General features: G+C 36.4%; 10 protein-coding genes and 1 riboswitch. Of the genes, 7 read left to right on the top strand and 3 right to left on the bottom strand.

Annotated elements, in window-relative coordinates; all coding sequences use genetic code 11:
- Positions 1-35: 35 nt before the first annotated feature.
- Complete coding sequence (locus AC4BHP_RS08690) at positions 36-872, bottom strand: formate/nitrite transporter family protein (protein WP_066100989.1); 837 nt, start codon at positions 870-872, stop codon at positions 36-38.
- A 602-nt stretch (positions 873-1,474) separates the two neighbouring features.
- Between AC4BHP_RS08690 and AC4BHP_RS08685 the strand changes: the two genes are divergently transcribed.
- From AC4BHP_RS08685 to AC4BHP_RS08660, 6 genes are all read left to right on the top strand, one after another.
- On the top strand, positions 1,475-3,058 hold the full coding sequence (locus tag AC4BHP_RS08685; RefSeq protein ID WP_066100986.1) for a peptide chain release factor 3: 1,584 nt from the start codon (positions 1,475-1,477) through the stop codon (positions 3,056-3,058).
- 129 nt (positions 3,059-3,187) lie between these two features.
- A complete protein-coding gene (locus tag AC4BHP_RS08680; RefSeq protein WP_490551864.1) occupies positions 3,188-4,285 on the top strand; it encodes an SDR family oxidoreductase in 1,098 nt (365 codons plus the stop codon).
- Positions 4,286-4,302: 17 nt separating this feature from the next.
- Complete coding sequence (locus AC4BHP_RS08675) at positions 4,303-5,847, top strand: aldehyde dehydrogenase family protein (RefSeq protein WP_490551863.1); 1,545 nt, start codon at positions 4,303-4,305, stop codon at positions 5,845-5,847.
- Positions 5,848-5,916: 69 nt separating this feature from the next.
- Positions 5,917-6,012: riboswitch (yybP-ykoY riboswitch) on the top strand.
- 81 nt (positions 6,013-6,093) lie between these two features.
- On the top strand, positions 6,094-6,870 hold the full coding sequence (locus AC4BHP_RS08670; RefSeq protein ID WP_066100981.1) for a TerC family protein: 777 nt from the start codon (positions 6,094-6,096) through the stop codon (positions 6,868-6,870).
- 248 nt (positions 6,871-7,118) lie between these two features.
- Entirely contained in the window at positions 7,119-7,874 is a 756-nt protein-coding gene (sigI, locus tag AC4BHP_RS08665) for an RNA polymerase sigma factor SigI (protein WP_490551862.1), read from the top strand.
- Entirely contained in the window at positions 7,871-9,121 is a 1,251-nt protein-coding gene (locus AC4BHP_RS08660) for an anti-sigma factor domain-containing protein (protein WP_490551861.1), read from the top strand. Before sigI ends, AC4BHP_RS08660 begins: the two co-directional genes overlap by 4 nt.
- Before the next feature lie 70 nt (positions 9,122-9,191).
- On the opposite strand, the gene AC4BHP_RS08655 is transcribed toward AC4BHP_RS08660, so the two are convergent.
- Positions 9,192-9,386, bottom strand: a complete 195-nt coding sequence (locus tag AC4BHP_RS08655) for an alpha/beta-type small acid-soluble spore protein (protein WP_066100972.1) — start codon at positions 9,384-9,386, stop codon at positions 9,192-9,194.
- A 186-nt stretch (positions 9,387-9,572) separates the two neighbouring features.
- Here AC4BHP_RS08655 and AC4BHP_RS08650 point away from each other — a divergent pair, with 186 nt between their 5' ends.
- Positions 9,573-9,728 (top strand): hypothetical protein, encoded by a 156-nt coding sequence (locus AC4BHP_RS08650; RefSeq protein ID WP_490551860.1) that lies wholly within the window; start codon positions 9,573-9,575, stop codon positions 9,726-9,728.
- A 36-nt stretch (positions 9,729-9,764) separates the two neighbouring features.
- Here AC4BHP_RS08650 and AC4BHP_RS08645 read toward each other — a convergent pair whose 3' ends face one another.
- Entirely contained in the window at positions 9,765-11,519 is a 1,755-nt protein-coding gene (locus tag AC4BHP_RS08645; RefSeq protein ID WP_066100969.1) for a B12-binding domain-containing radical SAM protein, read from the bottom strand.
- Positions 11,520-11,598: the final 79 nt, after the last annotated feature.

Below are 11,598 nucleotides of genomic sequence, written 5' to 3'. Positions count from 1 at the left end.
TTATGAATTGGTCTTCTTTTTCTTGGTTCACTTTATTATTTTGTATTTTCTTTCTCAGTGATTTCAGAGATTTTATTCATGTTGTCCTGTAATTGAAGCTTTGTGCTTGATTTACTTAAGAACTGATATAACATTCCTACAAATATTGCTCCACCGACAATATTACCCAAAGTAACAGGAATCAAATTGTAGATGGCATTTCCGATTGTAATGGTATCAGGATGTGGTGATACTAATGCAATTGAGAATAATGATAAGTTTGCAATGCTATGTTCAAAGCCTGATGAGAAGAATAAAAATACAACTGCAATCATCATTGCCATTTTAGCTCCGTCACCTTTTACTTGGCTAGGCAAGTAACAAGCTAAACAAACAAGCCAGTTACAAAGGATTCCTTTAAAGAATAAAGCTGAAACAGATCCATGCATTTTATAAGAAACAATTTCGTGCATTAAATGCTCGTTTGGAATGTGGCTGAATATGCCTGTAAGGTAAAATAAAATGGCAAAGAAGATTGCCCCAACAGCATTGCCAAGATAACAAGCGCCCCAGTTTCGGCCTAAATCTCTGAGAGTTACCTCATTACGCATATAAGCGACAGTGAAATAAGCGGTATTACCGGTAAATAGCTCTGCCCCACCGTAAATAATGAGTATTAATGCGATACCAAAGAAAAGTGCCGGGAATAGGTATGCAAAAGGTGAGTCGGCTACCCTGAAATATTCTCCTGTTCTAAAGCAGGTAATGATTACAAACCCTACAAATATTCCTGCCATCATCGCTCTTAAGAAATAATGAAGAGGAAAATGGTCTAACAGCCTTTTCTTTTTCTTTGCAAGGGCAACTAAATACTGTAATCCTTGTTCTTCCATGATGTTAAATTCCTCCTATGCTGAAAAAACGTCTACTAAATAAACTACTATGACTTCTATAATTAATCAATAAGCTTGTGAAATTATTCACTTTTCTGATAGCCTCTTTTATTCAAATAAGGTAAACTTGCGTAAATCTTGTGATTATCTTCCACCGAATACGGGTAAGGTAAGTATAAGGATGGTGATTATCTTGAAAAGTAAAATCTTAAAAAGAGTTATTGCAGCAGCTGCACCTTTCGTGATCAGCTATATTACAAAAAAATTAACCAATAAGAAAAAAGTAGCTTAAAGGACGGGCAATAATGCTCGTTTTTTTTATGTTATCTTACCTTGCCCCAAAGAATTGCGAAATACTTAAACGGACACTAATTGACTGTAATTCACTACATATGAGAAAATATGACTGTTTGATTAAAACTTATGATTCGCCTATTCACATATTATTTTTTTACATGGTATATTTGATAAGATGGATTTTGATTTTAATAAGAATTGTTAAAGTGGTTATTTTCTTTTTACAACATCAAAGTATCATTGGAGATGTAGATCCAAGATGAATAGATTTATGAAGTTTTACTATATATAAAAGGATGGCTTACATGACAAATTTAAAAGAACAGATAGAATCAAGAAGAACCTTTGCAATTATTTCTCACCCTGACGCAGGTAAAACGACGTTAACAGAAAAGTTGCTCTTATTTGGTGGCGCAATCCGTGACGCTGGAACTGTAAAAGGACGTAAAACCGGTAAATATGCGACAAGCGACTGGATGGAAATTGAGAAGCAGCGTGGAATTTCCGTAACCTCTAGTGTTATGCAGTTTGACTATAATGGGACCCGTGTTAATATCCTCGACACACCTGGACACCAAGATTTCAGTGAAGATACGTACCGTACATTAATGGCTGTTGATAGCGCAGTTATGATTATTGATGCTGCCAAAGGGATTGAAGCACAAACATTGAAATTATTTAAGGTTTGTCGCATGAGAGGAATTCCTATTTTCACATTTATTAATAAAATGGATCGCCAAGGTAAATTGCCGCTTGAGCTATTGGCTGAGTTGGAGGAAGTGCTTGGAATAGAATCCTATCCAATGAACTGGCCAATCGGGATGGGTAAAGACTTCTTCGGTATTTATGACCGTTATTATAACCGAATTGAAATGTTTAAGGCTGAAGATGAAGAGAGATACTTAAAATTGAATGAAGAAGGCGAAGTAGAAGATGAAAATCACTCTATTGTTGAGTCTCCTTTATATGAGCAAACATTGGAAGAAGTGTTATTGTTAAATGAAGCAGGAAATGAATTTTCGCGTGAAAAAGTCAGAAATGGTGAATTAATTCCTGTATTCTTTGGAAGTGCCCTTACTAATTTTGGCGTTCAGACATTTTTGGATACGTATTTAGAGTTTGCGCCAAAGCCTCAGCCAAGACCATCATCCGTGGGGCCGGTTGAACCCGTTCAGGATACTTTTTCAGGATTTATATTTAAAATCCAAGCAAATATGAATCCGATGCACCGTGACCGAATTGCCTTTTTGCGCATTTGCTCAGGTAAGTTTGAACGTGGGATGACTGTTCAATTAAGCCGAACAGGCAAGCCTATGAAACTTAATAATTCAACACAATTTCTTGCAGAGGAAAGAAACAATATTGCTGAAGCAGTAGCAGGAGATATTATCGGATTATATGATACAGGAACCTATCAGATTGGTGATACGCTAACTTCAGGAAAAGAAGCATTTTCTTTCGAACGTCTGCCACAATTTACACCTGAAATGTTTGTACGTGTCAGCGCTAAAAATGTATTAAAACAAAAGCATTTTCACAAGGGAATTAATCAGCTTGTACAGGAAGGTGCCATTCAATTATTTAAAACAGTTGGGATTGAATCCTATATTCTTGGAGCAGTCGGACAGTTACAGTTTGAGGTATTTGAGCACCGTATGAAAAATGAGTATAATACAGAAGTTATCATGGAAAGAATGGGTGACAAGATTGCCCGTTGGACAACGAATGAAAAAATCGATGAAAAGCTTTCAAGTTCAAGAAGTCTTTTGGTACGCGATCGCTATGATCAATATGCTTTCTTATTCGAAAATGACTTTGCACTGCGTTGGTTCCAGGAAAAAAATCCTTCTATAGAACTATATAATCCAATGGATCAGCACGAACGTTAACTAAATTTAAGCAGGATTTAGCCTATATAGGGTTAAATCCTGCTTTTTTCTGTTATATAACAATTAACCGTTGACATATTTTTCTAAATATTCTTACAATAGTGGAAAGAAGATTAGGAGAGTGAAACAATGAAACATGTCTATTTTTTTACCGGGTTTCCAGGTTTTATTTCAAATCAACTAATAAGAGAGCTAAAAAAACAGGATCAGTTATTTAATAAAGTGATTGCTATTGTACTGCCGTCTGTGTGGCATAAGGCTGTCAGTGAAAGATTAAAAATTATAAACGAGTTCAATTTAGATGAAAATCAGTTTATCCTTATTGAAGGAGACATCACCAAACCCGGTTTAAACATCAGTAAAAAAGAAAGCGGTTTCAAAAAGGGAGAAATTACCCATTTTTTTCACTTAGCTGCGATTTATGATTTAGCTGTTCCAAAAAATATAGCCTATTTGGTGAATGTCGATGGAACACACAATGTAAATGATTATGTATTGACCCTTCCTAACCTATTGAGGTATACCTATTTTAGTACAGCTTATGTAGCTGGAAGACGTGAAGGAAAGCTGTATGAGCATGAATTAATTAAACCAGATAAATTTAAAAATTATTATGAAGAAACCAAATATGAAGCAGAAGTCCTTGTTCGAAAGATTATGGATCATGTTCCTGTTACAGTCATTCGGCCGGGTATCGTAAAAGGAAATACCCTAACTGGAGAAACCATTAAATTTGACGGCCCATATTTTATATTAAATTTCCTCGACAGAATCAGATACCTTCCAATTATCCCTAATATAACTAAGTCAACCTGTGTGATCAATTTGGTTCCTGTTGACTATATAATAAAAGCAACAGCTTATTTAACTTTAAGCCCTAAAGGTGCTGGAAAAACATATCATTTAACGGATCCTAATCCATATACGGTTACAGATATTTATAAGTTGTTTTTGAAAGGGTATAATGGAAAACGACCAATTGGGTATTTGCCGTTCGGGCTGACGAAAATGGCTTTATCAATCAAGCCAATAAGAAAGTTTCTGGGTGTGGAAGTTGAATCACTTGATTATTTCACCTGGAAAGGAGAATTTGATTGTGTACAGGCACAGGCTGATTTAGCTGAAGGAGGCATTGTATGTCCTGATTTTAAGGAAGGTGTAGTGCCAATGGTTGAATATTATAGAGCCAATAAGAACAATCGGGCGTTTCATATAGAGATTACATAATTAGAGGAGGAACAAAGTTGGAAGCCTTGAAAGAAATGGTAAATGTATATGCTCCTGCAACGGGAGAACTGATTATGCAGTATGAGGAGATGCCGGCTAGTCAAGCTGGTGAAATAATGAATAAATCCAAAGGGGCTTTTCTTTCGTGGTCACAATTAGATATAGACGAACGTTTACGCTATCTAAAGCAGTTGCGGCATACGATTGTGAATAGACTTGATGAAATTGCTGAGCTCATTTCAAAGGATACAGGGAAAGTCAAAACAGATGCATTAGTGGCTGATATCATGCCTGCCCTCGATGCTATTAGTCATATTGAAAAACATGCGAAAAAAACATTTAAGGCACAAAAGGTTCGTACACCTTTTTTGTTAATGGGTCATAAATCGAGTATTCATTATATGCCAAGAGGCTCTGTGCTTGTTATCTCACCATGGAATTATCCATTCCTTTTGGCTATGGTTCCTGTTGTATCCGCGCTTGCAGGCGGTAATACGGTTATTTTGAAACCATCAGAAGTTACTCCGGCAGTGGGTAAGTTAATTGAAACATTGTTTAAAGAAGCTGGATTTCCTGATCATGTTTTTCAAGTAGCCCATGGCGGTAAGGAACTTGGTGCCAGTCTTACGAAGCAAAAGCCTGATTATATCTTTTTTACAGGGTCTGTAGGTACGGGACGTATTATTCAGGAAATAGCAGCACGAGATCTTATCCCAACCACTCTTGAGCTCGGTGGAAAGGATCCAATGATTGTGTTTAGTGATGCTGATTATAAGCGTGCAGCAAAGGGGGCTGTTTGGGGAGCATTTACAAATAGCGGTCAAGTTTGTATGAGTGTAGAGAGATTGATTATCCAAAGAGAGGCGCTTGAGCCATTCTTACAGGAGTTACTTCCAATTGTTAATCAATTAAAGCAAGGAAATGGAAAAGAATCAGATATCGGTTCTATGACCTCAATACAGCAAATATCTATTGTAAGAGAGCATATTGAAGATGCCCTATTAAAAGGCGCCACTCTCCTGACTGGTGATCCGCCTTCTGAATGGAATGAAAATTCCATGTTTATTAAGCCGATTGTTTTAACAAATGTTTCAGAGGATATGCTTGTGATGCAGGAGGAAACATTTGGTCCGGTTCTGCCTATACTGACTGTTGAAACAGAAGATGAAGCTATACGAGCCGCTAATCATTCCAAATACGGATTAAATGCAAGTGTTTGGACAACAAATAAGGAAAAAGGACGGCTGACAGCTAAGAAGCTTTTGTCAGGTGCTGTGTTAATTAATGATGTTTTAATAACAGTTGCCAATAATAATCTTCCATTTGGCGGAGTTAAAGAAAGCGGAATAGGCAGGTATCATGGGGATCAGGGTCTTCGTATATTTTGTCATGAAAAAGCAGTAATGGAAGATATGGGCCTCAAAAAATCGGAGATTCAGTGGTATCCTTATGAAGGGAAATATGAACATTTCCATGCACTGTTAACAGCCTACTTTGGCAAAAGGAAATCGATGATGAAGGTAATCAAGGAATATCTGAAATTAATAAAACTATCAAAATAAATACTATCTATGAGTTAATACTTGCGCTTGTATCCAGAAGCCAATATAATAGGTATACAAACTTCATACAAACCTTTCAAAGGGGAGTAGCGTTAGGGAAACCTAAAACAAAGTCGTCAGTACGTGGTTTTTACCATCGGCTTTGTTGGCATTTTTACAATGTCTAGCAAGACCTTTGTCAAAAAAGAATTACTTTTTTGGCATGGGTCTTTTTTGTTGGTTTGGAAAATAAAAGGAGGTTTACTTATGGATTGGGCAATAATTTTAGAGTACGCCTGGGTATTATTGGTGTTAATTGGACTTGAAGGAATTCTTGCAGCCGATAACGCAGTCGTAATGGCTGTAATGGTTAAACATCTTCCGAAGGAACAACAGAAAAAAGCTTTGTTTTATGGACTAATTGGTGCGTTCGTCTTTAGGATCGGTTCCCTGTTCCTGATTTCATTACTTGTAGATTTATGGCAAATACAAGCAATTGGAGCTGTATATTTGCTCTACATTATGATTAATTATTTAGTGAAACACTATTTCTTGAAATCTGAAGATGAAGCGGTCAAGGAAAAAAAGAAATCCGGTTTCTGGATGACTGTTCTAAAGGTCGAGGTAGCAGACTTGGCATTTGCAGTAGATTCCATGCTTGCAGCTGTTGCTTTAGCTGTAACTCTACCGGCGGTAGGGTCGTTTAATATCGGCGGTATCAATGGTGGGCAATTTATTGTTATGTTCCTTGGAGGATTTATTGGATTAGTTATTATGAGGTTTGCTGCAACACAATTTGTTGTACTATTGAACAAGCGACCATCTCTGGAAACAGCTGCTTTTCTAATTGTCGGCTGGGTGGGGGTTAAGCTGGCTGTCATGACATTAGCACATCCAGGTGTTGGAATTCTTGACCATCATTTCCCAGAGTCTACAACTTGGAAAATCATATTCTGGGGTGTCTTAGTATCGATTGTGGTTATTGGATACCTCGTATCAGGTAAAGATTTGAAAGCTAAAAATCAAATTGACCAGGAAATGTAAAATTACAAAGATATAAATTAATAGATTAAGTGAAGACCCGGGATGCATGATTATGTGCGTTCCGGTTTTTTTATTTTTGCAACCACTTGGATAAAATTTGGTTATAACCCCTATATACGGAAATTTGTGTACGTATGATATAGCATAATAAATAAACCGACCAAGCATTATTTATAACAAATGAAGAGTGAAAACATCCCACAAAGACCATACATTGCAACATATGGTATAATTTGTGCAGGGATGAGGTGAACATAATGCTTGGTATGCTTTTTCCGATTCTGAGAAAAAAGCAGGATTTAACAGAAACCGTACTCTTAATACAAGAAGGGGATCTGGAATTAAGAAATAATTTGCTTGAAAAATACAAACCCTTTATTAAAAAATCTGTTTCATCTGTATGCCGGCGTTATATCCGAGAAACAGATGATGAATTTAGTATTGGTCTAATTGCTTTTAACGATGCAATAGATAAGTTTTCACCTGATAAAGGAAATGGCTTATTGCCATTTGCAGATACGGTAATCCGAAGAAGAGTTATAGATTATATAAGGTCACAATCAAAAAAAATGAATGAACTGTCTTTTGAAATCCAACATGTTTCAGAAGATGAATACATACAAAGTCCATTAGATATAGAAAAATCAATTGAAAACCATCAGAGACAATTAAACTCCGAAAATTTAAAGGATGAGATTATTCGATATACTGAATTATTAAAAATCTTTCATATAACCTTTGACCAATTAGTCAAACATACACCAAAGCATGTGGATGCAAGGAATAATGCCATAAAAATCGCTAAAACAATAGCAGATGAGCCTTTGATGCTTCAATATGTCATAGACAAGAAAAAACTGCCTATCAAAATGATGGAAGAAAAAGTTGAGGTTTCAAGAAAGACAATTGAACGCAACCGCATTTATATAATAGCTATGGTTTTGATTTTAACGGGAGATTATTTGTTCTTAAAGGATTACTTGAAGGGGGTTCTTTCAAATTGAAGTGTGGAATCATTATGCAAATATCATCAACGGAAATTACTGTATTGACCCCTGAAGGCGATTTCATTAAATTGAATAAAGAACGCAAAGACTATCAAATCGGTGAAGAAGTCAGGATTGATGTTACAAACTCAAAACCAATATTCAGCAAGAAGAATGGATGGAAATTAAAAATACTGGTTCCAGCATTAGCAGCAGCTGTTTTTTTAATAGTTTGTTTCTTTCCTGCGCTTTTAACTAATTCAAAGGTATCAGCTTATGTCAGTATGGATGTTAAATCAAGTATCGAACTTGGTATAACAGACGAACTAAAAGTGGTTGAAGTAAAGGGAATTAACGAAGAAGGGAAAGAAATTATAGCAAGACTTAAGGAATGGAAGGGCAGAGATATGGACGATGTTATCAGTGAAATGGTTACTTTAAATCGCAGTGCCGGGCATCTTAAAACCAATTCCAATATCTTGTTCTCCACCGTAATGATTGAAAAGGATAATCGAAATTTTGAATATTCCTTACAGAAAAAATTAACTGATACTCAGGATATCCCGCAAATTGATAATTCCGTGAACATTGAAATGAAAAAGGCCTCTGTTAAAGATAGACAGGAAGCAACTGATAAAGGGATTTCTACGGGTACATACCTAGAGCAAACCAATAAGAAAACCAAGAATCAGCCTTCAACTGGAGTAAAGAAAAATGATAAAATTAAAGTAACAGAAGAAAAAAGCAATCATAAAAGCTCAAGTGTGGAAAAAGTTGAAATAAAACAGCAAACCAGTAACAGTAGTGACCGAACCCAAATTCCGAATAAGTCTGCAGTCATTCAGGAAAATAAGCAAGAATCTGTTGAAGTGCCTAAAAAGGCGGGCACCGTTACAAAAGATGCTAAAGCTATACATACTACAGAAGAGAAGGCTGTAAAACAACAACATAAGGATAACAATTCAAAGCAGAGGCCACCCTCTAAAGACCAGCCTATAAACAAAGAGGTAAGAAAGGATATCATCCAGAAAGAAAGGAAAACCAATCAAAATAAAAGAGATACTGACCGAAACAAACAACAAGTAGATAAGCGAAATAAACCAAATAAGCAACCTTATAAAAGTCGGAAACAAGATCAGGTGGACAAGCGAGATGCGAGGAAGCAAGAGCAGATGGACAAGCGAGATGTACGGAAACCGCAGCATCAAAGAGGGAAGCAAGATGAACGTAATCAGAATCAGAAAAGAAAAGGAATGTATCAATAAATTCAGTCATTTACATAACTAATTAGAAAATGTCCGGTATTTTACCGGACATTTTCTTTGCCATATAAGGTTATTTAGTTTTTCCACTCATTTGCGCTTGTGCATGTTTAACGAGCTGTTTGGTTATTTCTCCTCCTACTGATCCGTTCGCTCGTGAGACCGTATCTGACCCTAACGTAACGCCGAATTCAGCGGCTATTTCATATTTATATTGATCAAGCATTTGCTGTACACCTGGTACCAATAATTTATTACTGCTGGACATTTCATTCACCTCACTACATATACTGTGGATTTTTGATTCCTCCACACCATTAATATGGATGAAAAACATGATCTAATGCAGTTTAAAGTATGGAGGAATAGGCATGGTTTCCCTTTTGAAAAAGTATGAAATATTGCATGAAATAGATTCCCGAACAAATACTAACCGCATAAAGGAGTGTGTAAAATGAAACGTAAGGCAGAAATGAATGCGGTTAATAAACTGAGTAAAACCCCTAAAAAAAATCTACAGGAAACTGAGTTTTCTGCGGAATTTACACATGGTGAGAACCCAATGAAGTGCGCTAACCGTAATTCTAAGCGTGGTAAACAGGGAGAATAAAAAAATAGAGACTCGACGTTAGTCGAGCTCTATTTCTTATGAAAATACTGCTGAAGGGACATAAAATAGCTTGGACCCACCATGCTTTGGGTGGAAGTATGCAATCAACAAGGTCGGAGCCGTTATTATTTCGCCAGTTTCTAAATAATGATTCATATCAATAGATAGTTCATCAATCAGAACATGCTTGTACAGTTCTTTTTCGTTTAAATTCAGTGCCTTAAATTTCTCACCAACCAGATGAGGATTAGCCAAAACGGCCTGATAGATTGGAGATTTCTCATTTTTTGTCATGGAATATTCCCACCATGGTTTACGTGGTTTAAAGGTAAGTTGTGATAAATAATCCACTTTTAGTAAGGCAATCAGTGTTTTAAGGCTATCGGGATTCGTTACACCGATAAATTCGACGAGGCGCTTAAATAGATCCTCAGGCTGATGTCCAATGCGTGACCATTTTTTTTCTTCCCAATAACTTCCGAATTCTTGGAAGAAATCAAAAGGGGAGCTATAAACAGTGCCTACTATATACTCCATTCCAAGATCCATTCGGTGATCATTCCAATACTTTTCCAGTACATCCTCAACCTGCTTAATTTTAATAATATCGGAAAACGGCATTACATTATTGCTGACAATTTCGTATGGGGCTTGATCCATATATTGATAATCCCATTGTTTAGCCTGAGTTCTCAAGCCTGTGCCGCGAAGCATTTTTAAGAAGCCCAATTGAAGTTCCTCTGGCCGCATTTCAAACACATCATCAAATGTTTTTCGGAAGGAGCTATAATTTTCTTCGGGAAGTCCTGCAATAAGATCAAGATGCTGATCCACTTTCCCGCCATCCTTAATCATGGTGACTGTACGCTTTAATTTATCGAAGTTCTGTTTTCTTTTGACTAGTTCATTAGTATAATCATTGGTTGATTGGACTCCTATCTCGAAGCGAAATAGGCCGGGAGGAGCTTCTTTGTTTAAGTATTCAATTACTTCAGGCTTCATAATATCTGCTGTAATCTCAAATTGAAAAACGCAACCTGGTTCATGCTCTTTAATTAAAAATTCAAATATGTCGAGAGCATAGCTACGACTGATATTAAAAGTACGGTCCATAAATTTAATTGTTTTTGCTCCATTTTTCATCAAGAAACGGATATCTTCTTTAATATCTTCTCTATTAAAGAAACGTACGCCGGTTTCGATGGATGAGAGACAGAATTGACAGTTAAAAGGACAACCGCGGCTTGTTTCAATATACGTGATTCTCTTCGACAAGTTAGGGATATCTTCTTCAAATCTAAATGGTGATGGAATAGACTTTAAATCTACCTTTGGAGCGGCAGGTGTCAGGATAGGTTTTTCACCTTCAAGATACGCAATTCCCTGAACAGTGTGAAAGTCTTTATTGCCATCTATTTCAGCTATAAGATTTTTAAATGTGGCTTCTCCTTCACCTATTACGATGAAATCAGCGCCTGGGATATCTTTGAGCCAGAAAAATGGATCGTATGTTACCTCTGGACCTCCAAGAACAATATAGATGTCCGGATTGATTTTTTTGAGTATGGTAATAACTTTTTTAATTTCTTCCATATTCCATATATAACAGCTAAAGCCGATTACATCTGGCTTTTGGTTATACAAATCTGTAACGATGTTCATAACCGGATCTTTAATGGTGTATTCAATAATTTCTACATTGTACTCGGGTGCTGCATACGCTTTTAAATAACGAAGGGCTAAATTGGTATGAATATATTTGGCATTTAAAGTAGTTCCAATAATTCTCATGTATTTGTCATACTTCCTTTCACCGTTTGCTAACAATTCATATTATCATATTTGAGTATGGGTTTACAGTATTGGCGAT

It is taken from the genome of Pradoshia sp. Z4_20 (genome assembly GCF_058216035.1).
Note: the sequence above shows the minus strand (reverse complement) of the source record. Positions and strands in the feature narration are given on the sequence as shown.